Source organism: Streptomyces sp. NPDC052052 (genome assembly GCF_040680455.1).
In the GTDB taxonomy this organism is placed as follows: Bacteria; Actinomycetota; Actinomycetes; order Streptomycetales; family Streptomycetaceae; genus Streptomyces.
On record NZ_JBFAWU010000017.1, the window covers coordinates 80842 to 103221 of the forward strand.

Genomic DNA, 22380 nt, shown 5'->3' on the forward strand with positions numbered 1-22380 from the left:
CGGTGACTCAGACCGTCACTGGGGCCGCAGGTCCGTCCACCGGGTCCGCCGTCCGCGGCATCGCCTCCAGCCGCTTGATCATGCGGCGGACGACGAGCAGCGGGATCACCCCGAAGACTCCGAACGACATGTCGATGACGGACCACCAGAAGGGAATGTCGCGGATCGGTCCGCAGATCAGGGCGAGCGGGATGATCCCGGCGCAGGCGATCATGCCGAACTCGATGACCCAGATGTTGCGGACCGGGTCGCGGTAGGGGCCGTAGAAGGCGACCGCGATGACGAGGTGCGCGAAGGCCAGCCAGTCGGTGCCGTACAGCACGAAGGGGTACGTCGCGTCGGCCTCGTCGAGACCGGTACGCACACGCGTGATCCACTCCATCAGGGCAGGGAAGTGCTCGGGCACAGGAGAGACCGATGACCTCAACAGATCCTCGACCCAGTGGAGTTCATGAACAAGCGGGAAAGCGGTCACCCCGCTCAGCACCAGACAGACGACAAAGCCGGCCAACCACACGCGTATGCGCCTCAGCAAGGCTCTTCGCTCGCTCATGCCCGCAGCGTACGCCCGCGTTCACGGGCTCTTCAGGCCGCCCCGACTGAGGGAGCGACGACACCAGGACCTTCTCCTGACGGGGCATCAGAACCAGGGAACTGCGGCGCGGTTACTGGCCGATCACCTGATCGAAAGACCACTGGTCCGGGCCTGGGGAGCGCGGGACGCCGGGGCGGCCGGGCCGCCGCGGGGCCGCATCCGCCCGGCATCCCGCGAGGACGTACCACCGGGCGGCACTCAGCGCGTGATGGCCGACGCCATGGCGCACACCGTCACTTCAGCTCCGCGTCGAGCCACTGCAGGATCTCGGGCGTCACCGCGTCCGTGATGTCCGCGAACTCCTCGTGCTTGGACAGAAATGCCTTCACGTACGGGCAGACGGGAACCACGCGCTTCCCGGCAGCCCGTACGTCGTCCAGGGCCTCGCGCACGAGCTGGGAGGCCAGTCCGCGGCCGGAGAAGGCCTCGTGGATCTTGGTGTGGTAGAAGACGCGCTGCGCGCCGCGGTCGCGGTAGGCCGTGAAGCCACCGGACTCACCGGCGACCAGGATCTCGTAGCGGTGCCGGTCGGCAACGTTCCGGACGAGGGGTGCAGGGGTCTGGTCCGTCATCGGGGTTCCTTCGTGGGCGGGGGCTGGGGCGGGGGCGGGGTTCTTCCGCGGGGTGAGGATGGAGTTGGGCAGCACAGGTGCGGGAAGCCGCTCGCCGGGGTAGCCCTCGACCCGGCCGAAGCGGTCCGACTCGGCCTGCCAGGCCTCGCGGGCCCGCACGATGTCCTCGTGGCTGCGGCCGATGAAGTTCCACCACATGACGATCTCCTCCTGGAACGGCGGCCCGCCCAGCAGGATCAGTCGCGCATCCGCGTCGGAGGCGTTCGTCAGGGTGAGCGTCGACTGCCCGGGGGCCGCGTAGCCCAGTTCGGCCGGCCGCAGCGGCGTACCGTTCATCCGGATGTCGCCACTGTCGACGATGACACCGTGCTCGAAGCCCGTGTCGACGTCGAGGGTCAGGCCGGCGCCCGGACGCACGATGAGTTCCGCGCCGAGCAGGGGCGTGAAGGTGCGTACGGGAGAGGTGTCGCCGACGAGCGAGCCGAGGAACACACGGGCCTCGCCGCCCGTCAGTTCCACGGTGTCCGGGACGTAGTGCTGGAAGTCCCGGTCGGCGTGGCGGTGCGCCTCGGGCAGGGCCACCCACAGTTGCACGCCGTGCAGCACCGTGGTCTCCGGGGTGGAGGTCTCGGAGTGACTGATCCCCCAGCCTCCGGTCATGAGGTTCAGCTCACCGGGCCTGACGATCGCATGGCTGCCCAGGCTGTCACGGTGCTCGATCTCGCCACTGAAGAGCCAACTGACCGTCTGCAGACCGATGTGCGGATGGGGCGCGACATCCATGCCGCCGGTCTCGGCGACGTCGTCGGGACCGTAGTGGTCGGCGAAGCACCAGGCGCCGATGAACGTCCGGGCCCGCTGGGGCAGGGTGCGACGCACCGTCATCGCCCGGGGGCCGCCCAGCGGGACGTTCCGCGCGGTGAGCACGTGGGTCCCCGGTCGCGACGGGCTGTTCGCAGGTGCTCCGCCGTCCGGACCGGCGGGACGGGTTTCCGTGTTGCTCACTGGGCAGCTCCCCCTCCACCAAGAAAAGTTACACTTTCAACATTCACTGGTAGATGATACGAGCAACGAGAGACCGCGCGATGAAGGAGTTCATGTGACGGAAACCGCAGTGGCAGCCACCAGCGGGCGCGTGTTCATCGACAAGCAGAGCCCCAAGGCCTACCGCGCGCTGACCGCTACGGCCGAGGCGGTTCGAGGGGTCGCCGCCGAGGCCGGACTCGACCGGACGCTCGTCGAGCTGATCAACATACGGGTGTCCCAGCTCAACGCCTGCGCGTTCTGTCTCGATCTGCACACCCGGCAAGCACTGCGCGCGGGCGAGACCACGCAGCGCCTGGGAGTGCTGCCCGCCTGGCGCGACACCGCGCTGTTCACCGACCGGGAGCGGGCGGCGCTCGCGCTGGCCGAGGCCACCACGCATCCCGAGGATGCCGGCGCGCAGGAGACCGCCTACGCAGCGGCGCGGGCCGCTCTCTCCGACGAGGAGGTCTCGGCGGTGATCTGGGTGGCGATCACGATGAACGCCTTCAACCGGGTGTCGATCATGAGCAAGCACCCGGTGCGCCCCGCCGCCGCGAAGCCCTCGGTGTGACCGGCGGGGCTGGCCGGCCGCGGATGCGCGCGGGAAGGCCGGCCGCCTCGCGCGCCCTGTGACCGGGATGTCCTGGGCCCCGCCCCTCGACCACTCACCAAGGAGCCATCTTGAGCACTCTCCAAGTGATCCTCGGCATCCTGTGCCTCCTTCTCACCGCGAAAATTGTCGTAGCCTCAAAGGGCACTTCAGATCGCACCCTGCGGGCCGCCGCAGCCGTGCTGCTGGTCGGCGGCTTCGCGATTCCGGCGGCCTTTCCCACAGCGGGATGGCGACTGCTCTCCACTGTCTGCTCTCTCGTGGTTCTGCTGTTCATCGCGCAGCAACAGCGCCGAAAGTCATAGCGGCCCGAAGCGAGAAGCTCGGACGACTTGATCCTCTTCCCCATGGGCGGCGTCCGAATCGCCAAGCTCCGCTGGCGCATCGAGCACGACTACCGGGAGATGAAACAGGCCCTGGGCCTGACCCACGTCGAGGGCCACACCTGGAACGGCTGGCACCACCACGTCACCCTCTTCTCCGTCGCCCACGCCTTCTGCACCCTGCAGCGACTGGCCAGAGCACCAAAAGACGTGGCTCCGGCCTGAGCCTCTACCAAGTCGTCCGCGAGCTACAGACCCTCCTCGCGGTATGGACCGGCGTCTGCCCCACCTGCCACCGCGACATACCAGCCCTCACACCGAGCTGACCAAGCCCTACTAGGGACCCTCCAGCGTCTGGGGCCCCGTCGGGGCGGCCGACGGCGGCATCGGCGCCGGGGAGTACATCTCCGGGGGCGATGCCCCGCCCGGTGAGAGTTGCTCGCAGGGCAGAAACCTGATCGTCAATGGTGATCGCGGGTTCGTCAGAGGTCGGCATGGGGTGCTCCCTCGGAGTCGGGGCGGCGGTCATGCGGAGATGACGTGCTCGGCCTTCTCGCGCTGGGTATGCAGCTCCCAGTACTCCTGGGCAATGTCGTCCGCGGTGCGGTGCGGCACGCCCTCCGGTGCCTGATCGCCGATCATGACGCCGATGGCGACGTTGGCGACGTAGATGCCTTCGTCGGCAAGGGTCTGGTGCAGGTTCAGGGCCCAGTTGCGCTGTCCGGCCTGGGCGATGTTGATGCTCGCCAGCATCGGGACGGGGTCGATGGCTCCTGAGCCGGTCGTGAACAGGAGCGTTCCTGATCCTGCCTCCCGCATGCCGGGCAGCACCGCCTGAGCCGCGGTCACGGCACCGTAGAGCAGTGCATCGGTCTGCTGCCGCAGGTTCTCCACCGTGACGTCCTGCGGCTGCACCACCTGCAGGCCCGGGAGCGGGGAGAACTCCAGCACATCGATCCGGCCGAAGCGCTCAGCCGCCTGCTGCAGAGCGTCCGTGAGCTGGACCGGATCAGCGGTGTCGGCAGGGAACGCGGCCGCACTGATCCCGTCCTCGGCGAGGTCCTTGACCAGGGCGGTGAGCTTTTCCTTGGTGCGGGCGATGAGAGCGACGTCGAAGCCGTGACCGCCGAAGACCCGGGCCACTGCCAGCCCCAGGCCCGGGCCGGCACCGACCACTGCGATGACGGGAGCCATGCGAAACACCTCCTGATACTTACGATGAGTAAGTAGCCCACGGTAGGGACAGGAAGCGACGTCTACAAAAGGCACTTTCATGTCAGCAACGCACATCGACGACACCAGCCAGGCCCCGGACGACCAGCTTGCAGCGGACGCGTGCGCAATATGGCCGGACGGGGGACGCAACATCCGCCAGACCCTCGACCGCATCGGCGACAAGTGGACCGTCCTCGTGATCGGAGTCCTCGCAGCCTCCGCCCCCTTGCGCTTCGGCGCCCTGTACCAGCGCGTCCCTGGCATCTCTCAGCGCATGCTCACCCTCACCCTGCGCCGCCTCGAACGCGACGGCCTGGTCACTCGCACCGCCTACGCCGAAGTCCCGCCACGCGTCGAATACGCACTCACCCCACTCGGCGAGAGCCTTCGCGTCATCGTGACCGCACTCGCGCAATGGGCTACCGACCGCAACGACGAGATCGAGTCCGCCCGCCGCGACTTCGACGCCCGCTGACATGCACGGCGCTCGGCGACGCTCAGTCACCTCGGACCAGCTTTCCCACAGACCGCTGCGGACGAGCTTGCGTGCCAAGAGCACACTGAGTGTCCAGGCGGGACTGTAGCCAGCGGTGATCACCGTGCCCAGGTGACGGTGTTCGACGCGTCGATGCCGGCCCTGGTCAGGCTGGCATGACACTGTTCCAGCAGTGACGGCTCACCGTTGACCTCGCCGGTGCCTGCCCATCCGCTTCGCTGGGGGCAGGCGCGAGCTCGGCGTCAACGGAGATCCTTCACTACCTCCCCCTCTTGATCACCAGCGGGATGTGCGTCGAGCCCTCGGCCGGCAAACCGATATCGGCGAGCGGATCACCGTCGACGGCGATCAAATCGGCTGCCGCGCCGGCCTCGACCACTCCGAGTCCTCTCCAGTGATGGGCACGTGTTCTGTCGTGCGCTCGTCGATTTCGTCATCAGTCGTGTCAGCCGTCGAAGCGTGAGATCTGGGCGCTCATGGCGCCGGAGGCCCAGGCTTGTTCGGCCGCGGCCGTTTCTCGCGCGAATGCGCTGCGCACCGCCGCGAGGTCGGGGCGCAGAAGTGGGAGGTGCAGGTGGGCGGTGTTGCCCTGAGGGGTCCAGCGGTCGATGGCACGCAGACACGACGTGATCAGCGAGCTCGGTTCCACGACCTCGTCGAGCAGACCGATGCCCAGGCACGTGGTTGCGTCGAGTTCGGTGCCGCTGAGGATGACGTCCAGGCGGTTGGTGCTCCGACGAGTCTCGGGAGCAGGATCGAAGAGGCGTGGGAGATGGTGAAGCCCATCGCGTTCTCGGGGAAGCGGTAGGAGGTGTCGGTGGAGCCGACCCTGCGATCGAAGCAGAGGGTCAGCTCCGCGGCCCCTCCGATGGCCAGTCCGTTCACGGCCGCCACGCACGGCGGCTCACAGGCCGACGACGGAGTTCCACTTCTTCGCGAACTCGGTGCGCTCCTCGGACGTGATGTCGCGGGCGATCGCCAGACGCTTGCGCATCGCGTCGTCCGGGAAGATCAGCGGGTCCTCGGCCAGCGCGGCGGTCTCCTCGTCCTTGGAGGAGGCCAGTACCTCGCGGGCGGCGGGGACGGGGCAGACGTAGTTGACCCAGGCCGCCAGCTCCGCGGCGACCTCCGGCTCGTAGTAGTAGTCGACGAGTTTCTCGGCGTTGCGCTTGTGGCGGGCGAGGTTGGGGATCATGAGGGACTCCGCCCAGAGTTCGGCGCCCTCCTCGGGCACCACGAACTCGATCTCCGGGTTGTCGGCCTGGAGCTGGATGACATCGCCGGAGTAGGCCTGGCAGGCGAGCACATCGCCGGTCGCCAGGTCCTTGATGTAGTCGTTGCCGGTGAAGCGGCGGATGTGCTTCTTCCTCACCAGCTTCTCCACCTGCTCGCACATCTCGTAGAAGTCGTCCCGCTTCCAGCGGGTGACGTCGACGCCGTTGCCCTGCATCAGAAGCGCGAAGGACTCGTCGAGCCCCGACAGCAGGGTCACCTTGCCGCGCAGGTCGTCCGCCCAGAGATCGCTCAGGTGCTGGATCTCCCGGCCGAGCTTCTTCCGGTTGTACGCGATCCCGGTGATCCCGGACTGCCAGGGAACACTGTGCCTGCGCCCCTCGTCGAAGGCGGGCGAACGCAGCTGCGGGTCCAGGTACTTGGCGACATGGGGCTGCTTGGCCCGGTCCATCTCCTGCACCCAGCCGAGCCGCACGAACCGGGCGGCCATCCAGTCGCTGATGACGATCAGGTCCCGGCCGGTCTCCTGGTGGTTCATCAGGGCCGGGCTGATCTTCCCGAAGAACTCGTCGTTGTCGTTGATCTCCTCGGTGTACGTGACCGAGATCCCGGTGCGCCGGCCGAACGCGTCGAGGGTCGGCCGCTTGGACCCGTCCTCGTCGTCGGTGTCGATGTACAGCGGCCAGTTGGCGAAGTGCAGCGTGTGGTCGGTGGCGGAGAAATCGCGTCCGCTGCGGTCACCGGGCTGTACATAAGCGGCGGGCACTCCACAGCCGGCCAGGGTGGCACCGGCCGCTCCAGCCCCGAGGGCACGCAGCAGGGACCGGCGGGGTATCGGGGGCTTCGGGGTCGCTCGCATCTGCGAAGCATGCCGGTCGGGTGACGGCGCGGGCAATCGACCAACCGTCCAGCGGCGCACGCTCCGTCCGCACACCCTGTCCATGACGGTGTCCGGTGCCGGGAACGGAGACGGCCCCGGGCAGCTGCCCGGGGCCGCGCACCCTGCCGAGGGGTCAGTCGTCGAGCGAGGTCATGACGTGCTTGATGCGGGTGTAGTCCTCGAAGCCGTACGCGGAGAGGTCCTTGCCGTAGCCGGACTTCTTGAACCCGCCGTGCGGCATCTCGGCGACGAGCGGGATGTGGGTGTTGATCCACACGCAGCCGAAGTCGAGGCTCCGGGACATCCGCATGGCCCGTGCGTGGTCCTTGGTCCACACCGAGGAGGCGAGGGCGTACTCGACGCCGTTGGCGTACTCGACCGCCTGGGCCTCGTCGGTGAACTTCTGGACGGTGATGACGGGGCCGAAGACCTCGTTCTGGACGATCTCGTCGTCCTGCTTCAGACCGGAGACGACGGTCGGGGCGTAGAAGTAGCCCTTCTCGCCGACCCGGTGGCCGCCCGCCTCGACCTTGGCGTGCGCGGGGAGGCGGTCGATGAAGCCGCTGACCTGCTTCAGCTGGTTGGCGTTGTTGAGCGGGCCGTACAGCACGTCCTCGTCGTCCGGCAGACCCGTCTTCGTCTCGGCGGCGGCCTTGGCGAGAGCGGCGACGAACGCGTCGTGGACGGACTCGTGGACCAGGACCCGGGTGGCGGCCGTGCAGTCCTGACCCGCGTTGAAGAAGCCCGCGACGGAGATGCCCTCGACCGCCTTGTCGATGTCGGTGTCCTCGAACACGACGACCGGGGCCTTGCCGCCGAGCTCCAGGTGGACCCGCTTGACGTCCTTGGACGCGGACTCGGCGACCTGCATACCGGCCCGGACCGAGCCGGTGATGGAGGCCATCGCCGGGATCCGGTGCTCGACCATCGCGCGGCCGGTCTCGCGGTCGCCGCAGATGACGTTGAACACGCCCTTGGGCAGGATGTCACCGATGATCTCGGCGATCAGCACCGTGGAGGCGGGGGTGGTGTCGGACGGCTTGAGCACGACGGTGTTGCCCGCGGCGAGCGCCGGGGCGAACTTCCACACGGCCATCATCATCGGGTAGTTCCACGGCGCGACCTGCGCGCAGACGCCGACCGGCTCGCGCCGGATGATGGAGGTGAGCCCCTCCATGTACTCCCCGGCCGAGCGGCCTTCGAGCATCCGCGCGGCGCCCGCGAAGAAGCGGATCTGGTCCACCATCGGCGGGATCTCTTCCGTACGGGTGAGCTCGATCGGCTTGCCCGTGTTCTCCGACTCGGCGGCGATGAGGTCCTCGGCGCGCTCCTCGAAGGCGTCCGCGATCTTCAGTAGGGCCTTCTGGCGCTCGGCGGGCGTGGTGTCGCGCCAGGCGGGGAAGGCGGCCGCGGCGGCGTCCATCGCGGCATCGACGTCGGCCTGGCCGGAGAGCGGCGCGGTCGCGTAGACCTCTTCCGTCGCCGGGTTGACCACGTCGGTGGTCCGCCCGTCGGCGGCGTCCCGGAACTCTCCGTTGATGTAGTTGCGCAGACGGCGCACCTCGGTGGTCACAGCCACCCCTCCTGTCGACACGTCCAATGGGTGAGACACATCCAGCCTAGTGGCTCGGGTATCGCTTTCGACATGCCTACCCGCCGCGAACTTCGGATTCAGTTTCTTCAGGTCCTTCAGACAACGAATTTCATTGATCCAGGGTTGCCAGACCGACGAGTCCCGGTGCAGAGTGGACCCGTGGCCAGTCGCAGCGCAGAGTCCAGGACCGGGAACGGACCGTCCGCAACGGTCGATTCCGTATCCCTCGCGATCATCGAGCAGCTCCAGGAGGACGGACGCCGTCCCTACGCCGCGATCGGCAAGGCCGTCGGCCTGTCCGAAGCGGCCGTACGGCAACGCGTCCAGAAGCTGCTCGACCAGGGCGTGATGCAGATCGTGGCGGTCACGGACCCGCTCACCGTGGGCTTCCGCCGGCAGGCGATGGTCGGCATCAGCGTCGACGGCGACCTCGACCCCGTCGCGGAGGCGCTGTCGGCCATGGGCGAGTGCGAGTACGTGGTGATGACCGCGGGCTCCTTCGACCTGATGGTGGAGATCGTCTGCGAGGACGACGACCACCTGCTGGAAACGATCAACAAACGCATCCGGGCCATCCCCGGGGTGCGCTCCACCGAGAGCTTTGTCTATCTGAAGCTCAAGAAGCAGACCTACATGTGGGGAACCCGATAGCCGTGAGCAAGGACCTGAGCCGAACCGCGTACGACCACCTGTGGATGCACTTCACCCGCATGTCGGCCTACGAGAACGCGCCCGTTCCCACCATCGTGCGGGGCGAAGGCACCTACATCTACGACGACCAGGGCAAGCGCTACCTGGACGGTCTGTCCGGGCTGTTCGTGGTCAACGCCGGTCACGGCCGTCACGAGCTCGCCGAGACGGCCTACAAGCAGGCCCAGGAACTGGCCTTCTTCCCGGTCTGGTCCTACGCCCACCCCAAGGCCGTGGAACTGGCCGAGCGTCTGGCCGACTACGCACCGGGCGACCTCAACAAGGTCTTCTTCACCACCGGTGGCGGTGAGGCGGTGGAGACCGCCTGGAAGCTGGCCAAGCAGTACTTCAAGCTCCAGGGGAAGCCGACCAAGTACAAGGTCATCTCACGGGCGGTCGCCTACCACGGCACCCCGCAGGGCGCCCTGTCGATCACCGGCCTGCCGGCCCTGAAGGCCCCCTTCGAGCCGCTGGTCCCCGGCGCGCACAAGGTGCCGAACACCAACATCTACCGCGCCCCGAGCCACGCTCACCCCGATGATCCCGAGGCCTTCGGCCGCTGGGCCGCCGACCAGATCGAGCAGCAGATCCTCTTCGAGGGCCCGGACACCGTCGCCGCGGTCTTCCTGGAACCGGTACAGAACGCCGGCGGCTGCTTCCCGCCGCCGCCCGGTTACTTCCAGCGCGTGCGCGAGATCTGCGACCAGTACGACGTACTGCTCGTCTCCGACGAGGTCATCTGCGCCTTCGGCCGCCTCGGCACGATGTTCGCCTGCGACAAGTTCGGCTACGTACCCGACATGATCACCTGCGCCAAGGGCATGACCTCGGGCTACTCCCCGATCGGCGCCTGCATCGTCTCGGACCGCGTCGCCGCGCCGTTCTACGAGGGCGGCAACACCTTCCTGCACGGCTACACCTTCGGTGGCCACCCGGTGTCCGCGGCGGTCGGCCTCGCCAACCTCGACATCTTCGAGCGCGAGGGCCTCAACCAGCACGTCCTGGACCACGAGAGCGCGTTCTTCTCGACGCTGCAGAAGCTGCACGATCTGCCGATCGTCGGTGACGTCCGGGGCAACGGCTTCTTCTACGGCATCGAACTGGTGAAGGACAAGGCCACCAAGGAGACCTTCACCGACGAGGAGACCGAGCGCGTCCTGTACGGCTTCCTCTCCAAGGCGCTGTACGACAACGGCCTGTACTGCCGGGCCGACGACCGCGGCGACCCGGTCGTCCAGCTCGCACCGCCGCTGATCTCCGACCAGTCGACGTTCGACGAGATCGAGGGCATCCTGCGTTCCGTCCTCACCGAGGCGTGGACCAAGATCTGACCCACCGTCCACCACGGCCCGGATACGCCCATTCGAGTGGGATGGAGCGTACCCGGGCCGTGTGCTGTGCCCACACCACGGTTCGAATCCCTACCGTGCCGAGTGACCGATCGTCCTCCTCTTCGTTCCCCCGCAAGGGGGACGGGACATACGATCTGAACCGAGGTGTACGCCATGGTGGCCCCGCCGGACAACGACGTGATCTGGGCGCGTTCCCTGCATCACTCCCACGACGGCTCACTCGCGCTCGGCGGTGTCTCCGTGGGCGTCCGCGACGGCGAGATCCTTGCCGTGACCGGCCCCCGAGGCAGCGGCAAGACGACCCTGCTGCTCTGCCTCTCCGGTCAACTGGTGCCTCAGCAGGGCGAGGTGTGGTTCAACAGTGTGCCCGTCCACACCATGGGTCCCCGGCTGCGCGAACGGCTGCGCCGCGACAGGTTCGGCTGGATCGCCCCCGAACCGCAGCTCGTACCGGAGCTGAACGCCTGGGAGAACGTGGCGCTTCCGCTGCTGCTGCGCGGAGCCTCGCACCGGGAGGCGAAAAAAACCGGCCTGGAGTGGCTCGAACGGCTCGACATCGACGGGTGTGCCGGCAGCCGGCCACACGCCCTGCTCCAGGGGCAGCGTCAACGGGTCGCCGTGGCCCGCGCGCTGGCCGCCTCTCCCTCGGTGATCTTCGCCGACGAGCCGACCGCGACCCTGCACCGCACCGACCGGGCCCACGTCCTGCGCACCCTCACCAGCGCGGCGCGTTCGCACGGCATCACGATCGTCCTCGCCACGCACGACCCGGAGGTCGCGGCCCTCGCCGACCGTACGGTCCCGCTGCTGGACGGCCGTTGCGTCACCACTGTCGCCCTGCCCGCCCTCTCCGATGCGGAGGGCCGCGCGGCGTGCTCGCTCTCCGTCTAGCCCGGGGCTCCCATCCGCTGGCCCTGATGCGACGGCTGCTGGTCGCGGCCGCCTCCGCCGGGGTCGGCTTCCTGATGCTGTGCACCCTGGGTTACGCCTCGGGCCACCCGGCAGAGTCCGCCGAGGCCACGCTGCGGCTGCTGTGGTGCTTCGTACCGCTGGCCGCCACCGTGCAGTTCGCGGTCGCGGTGGCCCGTACCGATCCGAGCACCCGGCCGCACTCCGGACTGTCCGCCGTGGGCCTCGGACCGGTCCGGCTCGCCGTGCTCGCCACGATCTCCACAGCCATCTCCTGCACCCTCGGTTCGGCGGTGGCGCTGCTGGTCTTCCTGCATCTGCGCGGCGATCTGACCGGGCTGCCGTTCGACGGAGCGGCCGCCGGGCTGCTCGGCGCGGACGCCCCGCTGCCGATCGCGGCCGTGCTGGTGCTGCTGGCCCTGGTCCCGGTGAGCGCGGCGACGGCGAGCGGGCTGTCGCTCCGCGCCCGGCCGGTCCCGGACACCGGCTCCTCCCCGGACCCCGCACCGCAGGACCCGGCGCCCACCGCGCCGACGCCTCCGACCGGGCTGCCGTGGGGCGTGGCGCTGACCACGGCCGGCCTCGCCATGGAGGCGTACATGAGCCGGGGCGACGGGCACACGCTGCTCCCGCTCCCCGGCAGGCTCGACGCCACCCCGGTCGGAGTGCTGGTGGGGTGGACCCTGACCGCGATCGGCCTGGCCGTGGCCGGGCCCGGCCTCGCGTACCACTGCGGGCGACTGCTGCAGGCGGTGCGCCCCGGTGCGGTGCGCCTGCTGGCCGGACGGGTGCTGATGAACGAGGCGCGCCGGATCGGCGCACCGCTCGGTGTGGTCTGCGCGGTGCTCTCCGCGACGGTCGCCGCGTACGCGTTGTACGGAACGGAGCCGCGCCCGCTCGGCCCGCTCACGGCGCTGGGCGCGGTGCTTGTCATCGGCTGCACGACGGCCACCCTGCTCACCTCGGCGCTGGAGGCGAAGCAGGACCGGGCCCGCACGACGCAGGAACTGCGGCAGATGGGCACGCCGGCCACGGCCCTGTGGGCCGCGACGACCCTGCGCGGCGTCGCGCTGCTGATCGTCTTCGTCCCGCTGACCTGGCTGGTCGCCGAACTGGCCGCGCTGCCGCTGACGGCCTGACGCGGCCGCCCCCGAGGCGCCGGCCCGGCTACCCGCGCCGGTTCACCGGGACGCGAGGCGGGCCGCGAGCGCGTCGAAGAAGGACTCCCAGCCGTCCCCCGCCGCCGCGTACTGCTCGGCCGTGAGATTGCCGCCGCGTTGCCGGAAGACCATTTCGGTGGTCCGGTCCCCACGGTCGGTGAAGGCGACCGTGACGGTCTCGCCCTGGATGTCGGCGGGCGCGGTGGTGTCCTTCAGCGTGAACACCAGCCGCTCGGGGGCGACGACCTCACGGTATTCCCCGTGGAAGGGCAGCTCGGTGCCCGGCAGGACGATGACCAGGCTCCAGTCGCCGCCCGGCCTCACGTCCATCGACACCCGGTCGAGCGGCACCTCGGCGTCGCCGCCGTACCAGGCGGCGAAGTCCTCGGGCGTCGTCCAGGCCGCGAAGACACGTTCCCGCGGGGCATCGAGGACACGGGTGATGTCGATGCCCTCACGTGCTGACTCGGTCATGATTCCGGTCCCTCTCGGAGTCGTCCGGACCCGTCCGTCCCCGAACCGTTCCGGATCTGCCGCATGTCCTGCCCCAGTGTGCACGGACATCACGGCACCGGCCCGCCGCGCGTGATCGGGCACGGACGGGCCGGCGGTCCGCGGCGTCGGGGTGGGGCGTACGGCGCCGTTGGGCGCGGTTCGACCGTTTCGGTGAACGCGCCCGCGCCCCTCTGCCCGACCCGCGGGGTCCGGTCAGCGGGCGGCGGGCAGGACGACGGTCTCCGTCGCGTCGAAGCCGACCCCGACCGTCGCGCCCTCCTGCGGTACGTCCCCCAGCGCGCACTCCGCCTCCAGGACCGGGCCGCCGCCCACCGGGGTCAGCCGCACGGCGACATGGTTGCCCCGGAAGGTACGCGTCCCGACCGTGCAGGGCAGCCCCTCGTCCGGGGCGACGATCCGCACTCCGGCCGGACGCACCAGCAGATGGCACGCCCCCTGGGGTGAGCCCTCGGGCACCGGCACCCTGCCCCACACCGTGTCGGCGGCAGGGCCTGCCACCGTCGCCTCCACCACGTTGTCGAAGCCGAGGAACCGGGCGACGAAGGAGGAGGCGGGCCGCTGCCAGACCTCCAACGGGGTGCCGACCTGGGCGATCCGTCCCTCGCGCATCACCACCACCCGGTCGGCGAGAGCGAACGCCTCGCGCTGGTCGTGCGTGACGGCGAGCACCGTCGTGCCCAACCGCCCGAAGAGCGTGCGCAGTTCGACGACCAGCCGTTCCCGCAGGCCGCGGTCGAGCTGGCCGAGCGGCTCGTCCAGCATCAGCAGCTTCGGGCTCGGCGCGAGGGCCCGTGCCAGGGCGACCCGCTGCTGCTCGCCACCGGACAGCGCGGCGACGGCCCGCCGTTCGGAGCCGGGCAGGCCCACCAGGTCGAGGAGTTCACCGACCCTGCGCCGCTGATCGTGGCGCGACACCCCGCGCATCCGCAGTCCGAAGGCGACGTTGGCGCCGACGTCCCGATGCGGGAAGAGCTGGTGGTCCTGGAACATCAGGCCGAGCCCGCGCCGATGCACCGGCACCCCGGCCTGGTCCGCGCCGTCCAGCAGCACCCGGCCGCCGTCCGGCCGTTGGAGTCCGGCGACCACCCGCAGCAGCGTCGACTTGCCGCTGCCGCTCGGGCCCAGCACACACACGATCTCGTGCTCGGCAACCTCCAGATCCACCGCGTCGAGCGCCTCCCGCGCACCGAAGCGCACCGTGGCCGATTCCAGTGTCAGCATCTCTAGAACTCCCCGGATCGGTCCGTGCGGATACGTTCGAGCAACAGCAGCGAGACCGCGCAGACCACCATCAACATCGTGCTGAGGGCCATCGCCTGCCCGTAGGGGAGCTCCCCGGCCCGCCCCAGCAGCCGGGCCACCGCGACCGGCAGCGTCGGGCGGTCGGGTCGGGCGATGAACACCGTCGCACCGAACTCGCCGAGCGACACCGCGAACGCGAAGCCGGCCGCGACCAGCAACGCCCGCCGTACCAGCGGGAGATCGACCTCTCGCCAGGCCCGCAGGGGTGACGCCCCGAGCACCGCGGCCGCCTCCCGCAGCCGGTCGTCCACGGCCCGCAGGACCGGCAGCATGGTCCGTACGACGAAGGGCACACCGACCAGCGCCTGGGCGAGCGGCACCAGGATCCATGACGTCCGCAGATCCAGTGGTGGCTTGTCCAGGGTGATCAGGAAGCCGAAGCCGACGGTGACCGCGGACACTCCGAGCGGCAGCATCAGCAGGGCGTCGAAGCCGCGGACGAGCCGGCCCGCGCGCCGGGTCAGCGCCGCGGCCGCGAGCCCTCCGACGACCAGCGCGATCACGGTCGCGACCAGCGCGTACTGCAGTGAGTTCCCGACCGCTTCGAGCGGTGCGACCAGGAACGTACCGCCGGTCGCGTCGGCGGACCCGAGGGTGCGGTAGAAGTCGAAGCCATGGCCGCCGGTGGTCTCCAGCGAGCGTTCGACCAGCACCCCGAGCGGCAGCAGTATCAGCACGAGCACGCTCAGCAGCACGCCGCAGAGCAGCGCCCACTGCCCGGTGCCGCGGGGCCGGTGGACCGTCCGCTCCGGGTCGACCAGCTTCAGCGCGGTCTCCCTGCGCCGTACGGTCCAGGCGTGGACGGCGAGGATCGCCCCCACCGCGGCGAACTGCACCAGGGTCAGCACAGCGGCTGTCGGCAGGTCGAGCAGCTGGGCGGTCTGCCGGTAGATCTCCACCTCCAGCGTGGAGAACCCCGGACCGCCGAGGATCTGCACGACGCCGAAGGAGGTGAAGGTGAAAAGGAAGACCATCAGCGCGGCGGCGGACACGGCGGGCGCGAGGGCCGGCAGGGTGACGCGCCGCCAGGCCGCGAACCGTCCGGCGCCCAGCACCCGGGCGGCCTCCTCCTGGCGTGGGTCGAGCTGCGACCACAGCCCGCCCACCGTGCGGACGACCACGGCGTAGTTGAAGAAGACATGGGCGAGGAGGATCGCCCAGACGGTGGTGTCGAGGCGTACGCCCCAGAGTTCGTCGAGGAACCCGCCCCGTCCCAGCAGCGCCAGGAAGGCGGTCCCGACGACGACGGTCGGCAGGACGAAGGGCACGGTGACCACCGCCCGCAGCAGTTGTTTGCCGGGGAAGTCCAGGCGGGCGAAGACATAGGCGCCGGGCAGTGCGATCAGCAGGGTCAGGGCGGTCGAGGCGAACGCCTGCCAGGTGGTGAACCAGAGGACGTCCCGGATGTCCGGCCGGGTCAGCACCTCACCGATCCGGCCGAACTGCCAGACGCCGTCCGCCTTCAGGCCGCGGCCGACGATCGCGGCCACGGGGTAGGCGAAGAACAGCGCGAAGAACGCGACGGGCACGGCCATCAGCCCGAGCCGCACCGCGCTCCCGCGCCACGCCTTCGCGCGCGCGGAGTCCGCGGGCCCGGAGAGGGCGCGCGGCGTCCTGCCGCGCGGCCCCTCCCCGTGCGCACGCTTCCCGTTCGCGTCCTTCCCGTCCGCGCCCGGTCCGCGTACGGGGGACTTCGTTACTTCACGACCAGCGAGGACCACGACTGGACCCACTGCTCACGGTTCTTGGCGATGCTGTCGGGGGTGACGGTCGCCGGACTGTCCACAGTCGCGCCGAACTTCGTGAAGAGTTCCGGCAGCTTCGCGCTCTCGGTGACCGGGTTCACGAACATGTTGAGCGGCATGTCCTCCTGGAACTCCTTGCTGATCAGGAAGTCCAGCAGGGCCTTGCCGCCCGCCTCGTTCTTCGCACCGTCCAGCAGGCCCGCGAACTCGATCTGCCGGAAGCAGGTCCCGGTGGCGACCCCGGTCGGGGCCTCGGTCGGCTGCGGCTTCGCGTAGAGCACCTCGACGGGCGGGCTGGAGGCGTACGAGACGACGAGCGGCCGGTCGGCCTTGGCCTTCTTGCCACCGGCGGATCCGGAGAACTCCTCGTTGTACGCCTGCTCCCAGCTGTCGACGACCTTGACGCCGTTGCTCTTCAGCTTCTTCCAGTAGTCCTGGTAGCCCTGCTCGCCGTAGGTGCCGACGGTGCCGAGGAGGAAGCCGAGTCCGGGCGAGGAGGTCTGGGCGTTCTCGGTGACGAGCAGGTTCTTGTACGCGGGCTTCGCCAGGTCGTCGAAGGACTGCGGCGGCGCAAGCTTCTTGTCGGCGAAGTACTTCTTGTCGTAGTTGATGCAGATGTCGCCGGTGTCGACCGGAGTGACCCGGTGCTTCGCGGCGTCCAACTGGACATCGGTCGCCACCTGGTCGAGCCCCTTCGCCTCGTACGGCGTGAAGAGCCCGCTACCCAGAGCGCGGGAGAGCAGGGTGTTGTCGACGCCGAAGAACACGTCGCCACGCGGGGACCCCTTGGTCAGGATCTCCTGGTTGAGGGCGGTACCCGCGTCGCCGCTCTTCAGCACCTTGACGGTGTATCCGGTCTGCGCGGTGAACTCCTTGAGAACCTCCGCGGAGGCGTTGAAGGAGTCGTGGCTGACGAGGGTCACGGTCTTCGAGCCGGAGCCCTTGGTGCCGCCGGAAGCCGAGTCCGACGAGTCGGAACTCCCGCATCCGGCAAGGGTCGTGATACCGAGCGCGGCGGCGATGGCCGCCGTCGCACACTGCTTGGTTCTGCGTGTGGTGCTCATTGTTGATTCCTCCTGGGTTTTGGCCAGGAAGAGACGCGGCCCTGCCCGCAGAAAGCGGGCAGGGCACAACAGCATGAGTTGATGTCCGAACTTCCTACCCGGAATGACCCGGGCGAGGTTCAGAGGGTCTGCGGCCCATCCGTTACCGGTGCCGCACTCTCAGCGCTGTGGCGCTCCCCTGTCGGAATATGAAGTTGATTTCAGGCCCAGGTTACACGGGCCTTCCCAGCCTCAGCGCTCGGCTGCCGCCAACTGCCCGCAGGCTCCGTCGATCTCCTGACCCCGGGTGTCCCGCACGGTCACCGGAACCCCGTGTGCCGCAATCGCCTCGACGAACGCCTTCTCGTCCTCGGGCCGCGAGGCGGTCCACTTGGAGCCGGGCGTCGGGTTCAGCGGGATCAGGTTGACGTGCACCCGCTTGCCCTTGAGGAGCCGGCCGAGCAGGTCACCGCGCCACGCCTGGTCGTTGATGTCCCGGATCAGCGCGTACTCGATGGAGACGCGGCGGCCGGACTTCTCCGCGTACTCCCACGCGGCGTCCAGCACTTCGCGCACCTTCCAGCGCGTGTTCACCGGGACGAGCGTGTCACGCAACTCGTCGTCGGGTGCGTGCAGGGAGACAGCCAGGCGGCACTTGAAGCCCTCGTCCGCGAAGCGGAGCATCGCGGGCACCAGGCCCACGGTGGAGACGGTGATCCCGCGCTGCGAGAGCCCCAGACCATCGGGCTCGGGGTCGGTCAGCCGGCGGATCGCGCCGACCACCCGGTTGTAGTTGGCGAGCGGCTCGCCCATGCCCATGAAGACGATGTTGGAGAGCCGCGCGGGGCCTCCGGGGACCTCGCCGTCGCGGAGCGCGCGCATGCCGTCCACGATCTGGTGGACGATCTCCGCGGTCGACAGGTTGCGGTCGAGCCCGGCCTGTCCGGTGGCGCAGAACGGGCAGTTCATCCCGCAGCCCGCCTGTGACGAGATACACATCGTCACGCGCTCGGGGTAGCGCATCAGAACGGACTCGACGAGCGTCCCGTCGTGCAGCTTCCACAGCGTCTTGCGCGTGGTGTCGTCGTCGCAGCTGATGTGGCGGACCACCGACATCAGGTCCGGGAACATCGCCTCGGCGAGCTTGTCCCGCGAGCCAGCCGGGATGTTGGTCCACTCGGCCGGGTCGTGCGCGTACCGCGCGAAGTAGTGCTGCGAGAGCTGCTGCGCACGGAACGGCTTCTCGCCGATCGCGGCGACAGCCTCCTTGCGCTCGGCAGGCGTGAGGTCGGCGAGGTGCCGCGGCGGCTTCTTGGCTCCGCGGGGCGCGACGAAAGTGAGTTCTCCGGGCTTAGGCATGGTTCTTCCAGTGTCGCAGACAGAACGATGAGGGCCCGCCGCCCTGTGGACAACGGACCCTCATTCGCAAAAGACCAGGTCAAAGCGGTACGGCGAGTAAAGGATCAGCCGGAACCGACGAACAGCTCCATCAGCAGCCAGACCACCGGCGCGGTCGGCAGCAACGAGTCCAGCCGGTCCATGATGCCGCCGTGGCCCGGCAGCAACGTGCCCATGTCCTTGATCCCGAGATCCCGCTTGATCATCGACTCGCCCAGGTCACCGAGCGTGGCGCTGGCGGCGACCGCGAGCCCCAGCAGCAGCCCCTGCCACCAGGAACCGTCGTCGATCAGGAACTGCATGCACAGCGCACCGGCGACCATCGCGAAGGCAACGGCGCCGAAGAGGCCCTCGCGGGTCTTTCCCGGGCTGATGCGCGGTGCGAGCTTGTGCTTGCCGAAGCGCCACCCGACGGCGTACGCACCCGTGTCGCTGACCACGGTCAGCAGCAGGAAGGTGATCACCCGTTGCGGACCGTCGTCCGCGGTCAGGAGCAGGGCGACGAACGTGGCGAGGAACGGCACGTAGAACGCGGCGAACACACCGGCCGTGACGTCCTTGAGGTAGCCCTCCGGAGGTTCCGTCATCCGCCAGACGAGCACCGCGAGAGCGGTCAGCGCCATCGCCGCCCACGCACCCACGGCGCCCTGTGCGTAGCCGGCCACGACCATCGCCGCCCCACCGACCGCCAGCGGGATGAGCGGGGCCTTGATGCCCTTGCGCTCCTCCAGGCGGGAGGTGAGCTCCCACAGGCCCACGACGACGGCCACGGCGACCACGCCGACGAAGACGGCCTTCACGATGAACAGCGAGGCGACGACCAGGACGCCGAGCCCGACACCGACCCCTATGGCGGATCGCAGGTCACGGCCCGCACGTTTCTTCTGCGGGGGCGGCGGCGCGGTGGACATGGGCTCCTGCGGCTTCTCGTCACGGAACAGGGGGCCGCTGCTCAGGCGGACGGCCCCCCGGCCCCGGTCATCACGGTCGTCAGCGTCTCTGCCTGCGCCGGGAACGTCCGGCACGACGGGCATGGGCCGAGTCTGCTGGGCATCATGCACATCGTAGGCAGGACCCGCCGAAGGGGTCTGCATCTCGGGCGCACCCCAGTGGCCGGCTCCCGGATGGGCGCCCCAGGAAGAGTCGTTCATCAGACTTCGAGCAGCTCGGCTTCCTTGTGCTTCAGCAGCTCGTCGACCTGCGCGACGTACTTCGCGGTGGTGTCGTCGAGCTCCTTCTCGGCGCGCCGCACCTCGTCCTCGCCCGACTCCTTGTCCTTGACCAGCTTGTCCAGGGCCTCCTTGGCCTTGCGACGCACGGCCCGGATGGAGATCTTGGAGTCCTCCGCCTTGCCCTTCGCGACCTTGATGAAGTCGCGACGACGTTCCTCGGTCAGCTCCGGGAAGGTCACCCGGATGATATTGCCGTCGTTGCTCGGGTTGACGCCGAGGTCCGAGTCGCGGATGGCCTGCTCGATGTTGCGCAGCGCGCTCTTGTCGAACGGCGTCACGACGGCCATGCGCGGCTCGGGCACCGAGAACGAGGCGAGCTGGTTGATCGGGGTCAGCGCGCCGTAGTAGTCGGCGACGATCTTGTTGAACATCGCCGGGTGCGCACGGCCGGTACGGATCGCCGCGAAGTCCTCCTTCGCGACCACGACGGCCTTCTCCATCTTCTCCTCGGCCTCGAGGAGGGTTTCTTCGATCACCACGTGCTCCTGCGTGTCTTGAGCGGGCCCGGCGTGCTCGGGCCCGGCGGGTCCTGCGTCGCGTCCTCACCTGCACGGTGTCCGACCGGCAGGCCGTTGTCCATCCTTCAGGACCTGCCGGGGAAGCGCTCCCCCGCAGGTCCCGGACCTTCCCTGTGCTCCTGGGAAGGTCTCCCGGTTCTCAGACCCGGGTGCCCTGGTCACTCACGAGCGTGCCGATCTTCTCACCCTTGACCGCACGGGCGATATTGCCGGTTGCGGTCAGTTCGAAGACGAGGATCGGCAGCTGGTTGTCGCGGCAGAGCGTGATGGCGGTGGCATCGGCGATCTTGAGATCGCGGGCGAGCACCTCGCTGTACTCAAGGGCGTCGAACTTCACCGCGTCGGGGTTGGTCTTCGGGTCGGAGTCGTAGACCCCGTCCACCCCGTTCTTACCCATTAGCAGCGCCTGGGCGTCGATCTCCAGGGCCCGCTGGGCGGCGGTGGTGTCGGTGGAGAAGTACGGCATCCCCATACCGGCACCGAAGATGACGACGCGGCCCTTCTCCAGATGGCGCACGGCGCGCAACGGAATGTAGGGCTCCGCGACCTGCCCCATGGTGATGGCGGTCTGGACGCGGGAGTCGATGCCCTCCTTCTCCAGGAAGTCCTGGAGCGCCAGGCAGTTCATGACCGTGCCGAGCATGCCCATGTAGTCGGAGCGGGCCCGGTCCATGCCGCGCTGCTGGAGCTCGGCACCACGGAAGAAGTTGCCGCCGCCGATGACGACCGCGATTTCCGCACCGCCGCGGACGACTGCCGCGATTTCCCGGGCGATGGCGTGTACGACGTCGGGGTCGACGCCGAGCCCCCCGCCTCCGGCGAACGCCTCGCCGGACAGCTTCAGCATGAAGCGTCCGGGTACCTTGCCGTCGTCGCGCTTGTGGTCACCTTTTGCGGCGTCCGCGCCCTTGTTCATGGAGATTCTCCTCGTGCACATACGAAGAAGGCCACTGCCGGCGGGTCTGGTGTCCCTCAGCGGCAATGGCCTCCTCGTCAGTTCTGCGGTCGTACGGCATGTGTGCGGCCGACGACTGCACCAGACCCTATCCGGGGTCCACCGTTTTTCGCGGACGGACTCAGATGCCGACCTTGATGCGCGAGAAGCGCTTCAGGGTGACACCGGCCTCGTCCAGGACCTTCTGGACGGACTTCTTGTTGTCCTTGGCGAAGGCCTGCTCCAGGACGACGACGTCCTTGAAGAAACCGTTGACGCGACCCTCGACGATCTTCGGAAGGGCAGCCTCGGGCTTGCCCTCCTCACGCGAGGTGGCCTCGGCGACACGACGCTCGTTCTCGACCGTCTCGGCCGGGACCTCGTCGCGGTTGAGGTACTTCGGGGCGAAGGCGGCGATGTGCTGCGCGACGTCCTTGGCGACCGCGGCGACTGCCTCGTCCGAGGCGTTGCCCTTGTCGAGCTCGACCAGGACGCCGACCTGCGGCGGGAGGTCGGGCATCGTGCGGTGCATGTACGCGGCCACGTAACCGTCGGTGTACTGCGCGAAGCGGTCCAGGACGATCTTCTCGCCGAGGTTCGCGTTGGCCTCGTCGACGTACGCCTGGACGGTCTTGCCGGCCTCGATCTCGGAGGCGAGCAGCGCGGCCAGGTCGGCCGGGGAGGTCGCGGCGACGTGGGCGGCGAGCGTGTTGGCAACGGTCTGGAACTTCTCGCCCTTGGCGACGAAGTCCGTCTCGCACTTCAGCTCGAGCAGAACGCCGGAGGTCTTGTCCTCGGAGATGAGGGAGACGACAGCGCCGTTCTCGGCAGAACGGCCCTCGCGCTTGGCGACGCCCTTCTGACCCTTGATACGGAGCTCCTCGACAGCCTTGTCGACGTTGCCGTCGGACTCGTCGAGCGCCTTCTTGCAGTCCATCATGCCGGCGCCGGTCAGCTCGCGGAGCTTCTTGACGTCAGCGGCGGTGTAGTTCGCCATGAGTCTGTATTTCTCTCTCGAAGTCTGAAAGATCTACGGG

At 69.0% G+C, this 22380-nt stretch carries 23 protein-coding genes, 2 pseudogenes and 1 riboswitch; of the genes and pseudogenes, 8 read left to right on the top strand and 17 right to left on the bottom strand.

Going from position 1 to position 22380, the window contains the following annotated elements:
• Positions 1-7: 7 nt before the first annotated feature.
• The 3 genes and pseudogenes from AB0L71_RS21190 to AB0L71_RS21200 all read right to left on the bottom strand — a co-directional run.
• Entirely contained in the window at positions 8-553 is a 546-nt protein-coding gene (locus tag AB0L71_RS21190) for a hypothetical protein (protein WP_365245072.1), read from the bottom strand.
• Positions 554-828: 275 nt separating this feature from the next.
• Positions 829-1167, bottom strand: a complete 339-nt coding sequence (locus AB0L71_RS21195; RefSeq protein ID WP_365245329.1) for a GNAT family N-acetyltransferase — start codon at positions 1165-1167, stop codon at positions 829-831.
• Between the two features lie 36 nt (positions 1168-1203).
• Positions 1204-2094: pseudogene (locus AB0L71_RS21200) on the bottom strand (pirin family protein); the annotation flags it as partial.
• A 172-nt stretch (positions 2095-2266) separates the two neighbouring features.
• On the opposite strand from AB0L71_RS21200, the gene AB0L71_RS21205 reads away from it, so the two are divergent.
• The 3 genes and pseudogenes from AB0L71_RS21205 to AB0L71_RS21215 all read left to right on the top strand — a co-directional run.
• Positions 2267-2764, top strand: coding sequence for a carboxymuconolactone decarboxylase family protein (locus AB0L71_RS21205; protein WP_365245075.1), 498 nt, complete (start codon positions 2267-2269; stop codon positions 2762-2764).
• A 110-nt stretch (positions 2765-2874) separates the two neighbouring features.
• Entirely contained in the window at positions 2875-3108 is a 234-nt protein-coding gene (locus AB0L71_RS21210) for a hypothetical protein (RefSeq protein WP_365245078.1), read from the top strand.
• Positions 3109-3159: 51 nt separating this feature from the next.
• A pseudogene (locus AB0L71_RS21215) lies at positions 3160-3351 on the top strand (IS701 family transposase); the annotation flags it as partial.
• 300 nt (positions 3352-3651) lie between these two features.
• Here AB0L71_RS21215 and AB0L71_RS21220 read toward each other — a convergent pair.
• Positions 3652-4320: an SDR family NAD(P)-dependent oxidoreductase gene (locus AB0L71_RS21220; protein WP_365245081.1), complete on the bottom strand. Its 669-nt coding sequence runs from the start codon at positions 4318-4320 to the stop codon at positions 3652-3654.
• Between the two features lie 79 nt (positions 4321-4399).
• Between AB0L71_RS21220 and AB0L71_RS21225 the strand changes: the two genes are divergently transcribed.
• Positions 4400-4816 (top strand): helix-turn-helix domain-containing protein, encoded by a 417-nt coding sequence (locus AB0L71_RS21225; RefSeq protein WP_365245084.1) that lies wholly within the window; start codon positions 4400-4402, stop codon positions 4814-4816.
• Positions 4817-5282: 466 nt separating this feature from the next.
• Here the strand turns inward: AB0L71_RS21225 and AB0L71_RS21230 are convergent, their stop codons facing one another.
• From AB0L71_RS21230 to AB0L71_RS21245, 4 genes are all read right to left on the bottom strand, one after another.
• A complete protein-coding gene (locus tag AB0L71_RS21230; protein WP_365245087.1) occupies positions 5283-5486 on the bottom strand; it encodes a hypothetical protein in 204 nt (67 codons plus the stop codon).
• Positions 5468-5731 carry a hypothetical protein gene (locus AB0L71_RS21235; RefSeq protein WP_365245090.1) on the bottom strand — a complete coding sequence of 88 codons (264 nt, stop codon included), beginning with the start codon at positions 5729-5731 and terminating at the stop codon, positions 5468-5470. Before AB0L71_RS21235 ends, AB0L71_RS21230 begins: the two co-directional genes overlap by 19 nt.
• Positions 5732-5741: 10 nt before the next feature.
• Positions 5742-6929 (bottom strand): spermidine/putrescine ABC transporter substrate-binding protein, encoded by a 1188-nt coding sequence (locus tag AB0L71_RS21240; protein ID WP_365245093.1) that lies wholly within the window; start codon positions 6927-6929, stop codon positions 5742-5744.
• Between the two features lie 154 nt (positions 6930-7083).
• Entirely contained in the window at positions 7084-8523 is a 1440-nt protein-coding gene (locus tag AB0L71_RS21245; RefSeq protein ID WP_365245096.1) for a gamma-aminobutyraldehyde dehydrogenase, read from the bottom strand.
• 180 nt (positions 8524-8703) lie between these two features.
• On the opposite strand from AB0L71_RS21245, the gene AB0L71_RS21250 reads away from it, so the two are divergent.
• The 4 genes from AB0L71_RS21250 to AB0L71_RS21265 all read left to right on the top strand — a co-directional run bounded on the left by AB0L71_RS21250 (position 8704) and on the right by AB0L71_RS21265 (position 12634).
• Positions 8704-9195 carry an Lrp/AsnC family transcriptional regulator gene (locus AB0L71_RS21250; RefSeq protein ID WP_365245099.1) on the top strand — a complete coding sequence of 164 codons (492 nt, stop codon included), beginning with the start codon at positions 8704-8706 and terminating at the stop codon, positions 9193-9195.
• The gene (locus AB0L71_RS21255) at positions 9180-10565 is read left to right on the top strand and encodes an aspartate aminotransferase family protein (protein WP_365245102.1); all 1386 of its coding nucleotides are present in this window, start codon (positions 9180-9182) and stop codon (positions 10563-10565) included. Before AB0L71_RS21250 ends, AB0L71_RS21255 begins: the two co-directional genes overlap by 16 nt.
• Before the next feature lie 174 nt (positions 10566-10739).
• On the top strand, positions 10740-11477 hold the full coding sequence (locus AB0L71_RS21260) for an ATP-binding cassette domain-containing protein (RefSeq protein ID WP_365245105.1): 738 nt from the start codon (positions 10740-10742) through the stop codon (positions 11475-11477).
• On the top strand, positions 11459-12634 hold the full coding sequence (locus AB0L71_RS21265; RefSeq protein ID WP_365245108.1) for a hypothetical protein: 1176 nt from the start codon (positions 11459-11461) through the stop codon (positions 12632-12634). Before AB0L71_RS21260 ends, AB0L71_RS21265 begins: the two co-directional genes overlap by 19 nt.
• A 42-nt stretch (positions 12635-12676) precedes the next feature.
• On the opposite strand, the gene AB0L71_RS21270 is transcribed toward AB0L71_RS21265, so the two are convergent.
• The 9 genes from AB0L71_RS21270 to tsf form a co-directional block, all read right to left on the bottom strand.
• Complete coding sequence (locus AB0L71_RS21270) at positions 12677-13129, bottom strand: SRPBCC domain-containing protein (protein ID WP_365245111.1); 453 nt, start codon at positions 13127-13129, stop codon at positions 12677-12679.
• A gap of 234 nt (positions 13130-13363) precedes the next feature.
• A complete protein-coding gene (locus AB0L71_RS21275; RefSeq protein WP_365245114.1) occupies positions 13364-14392 on the bottom strand; it encodes an ABC transporter ATP-binding protein in 1029 nt (342 codons plus the stop codon).
• 2 nt (positions 14393-14394) lie between these two features.
• Positions 14395-16008 carry an iron ABC transporter permease gene (locus tag AB0L71_RS21280; RefSeq protein ID WP_365245332.1) on the bottom strand — a complete coding sequence of 538 codons (1614 nt, stop codon included), beginning with the start codon at positions 16006-16008 and terminating at the stop codon, positions 14395-14397.
• Positions 16009-16169: 161 nt separating this feature from the next.
• Complete coding sequence (locus AB0L71_RS21285; RefSeq protein ID WP_365245117.1) at positions 16170-17282, bottom strand: thiamine ABC transporter substrate-binding protein; 1113 nt, start codon at positions 17280-17282, stop codon at positions 16170-16172.
• Positions 17283-17355: 73 nt separating this feature from the next.
• Positions 17356-17472, bottom strand: a riboswitch (TPP riboswitch).
• Positions 17473-17513: 41 nt separating this feature from the next.
• On the bottom strand, positions 17514-18620 hold the full coding sequence (gene rlmN, locus AB0L71_RS21290) for a 23S rRNA (adenine(2503)-C(2))-methyltransferase RlmN (protein ID WP_351083138.1): 1107 nt from the start codon (positions 18618-18620) through the stop codon (positions 17514-17516).
• A gap of 104 nt (positions 18621-18724) precedes the next feature.
• Complete coding sequence (locus AB0L71_RS21295) at positions 18725-19810, bottom strand: phosphatidate cytidylyltransferase (protein WP_365245120.1); 1086 nt, start codon at positions 19808-19810, stop codon at positions 18725-18727.
• Positions 19810-20367 carry a ribosome recycling factor gene (frr, locus tag AB0L71_RS21300; protein WP_365245123.1) on the bottom strand — a complete coding sequence of 186 codons (558 nt, stop codon included), beginning with the start codon at positions 20365-20367 and terminating at the stop codon, positions 19810-19812. The genes AB0L71_RS21295 and frr overlap by 1 nt, the downstream gene beginning before the upstream one ends.
• Before the next feature lie 181 nt (positions 20368-20548).
• Positions 20549-21325, bottom strand: a complete 777-nt coding sequence (pyrH, locus tag AB0L71_RS21305) for a UMP kinase (RefSeq protein WP_365245126.1) — start codon at positions 21323-21325, stop codon at positions 20549-20551.
• Between the two features lie 160 nt (positions 21326-21485).
• On the bottom strand, positions 21486-22340 hold the full coding sequence (gene tsf, locus AB0L71_RS21310) for a translation elongation factor Ts (protein ID WP_365245129.1): 855 nt from the start codon (positions 22338-22340) through the stop codon (positions 21486-21488).
• Positions 22341-22380: the final 40 nt, after the last annotated feature.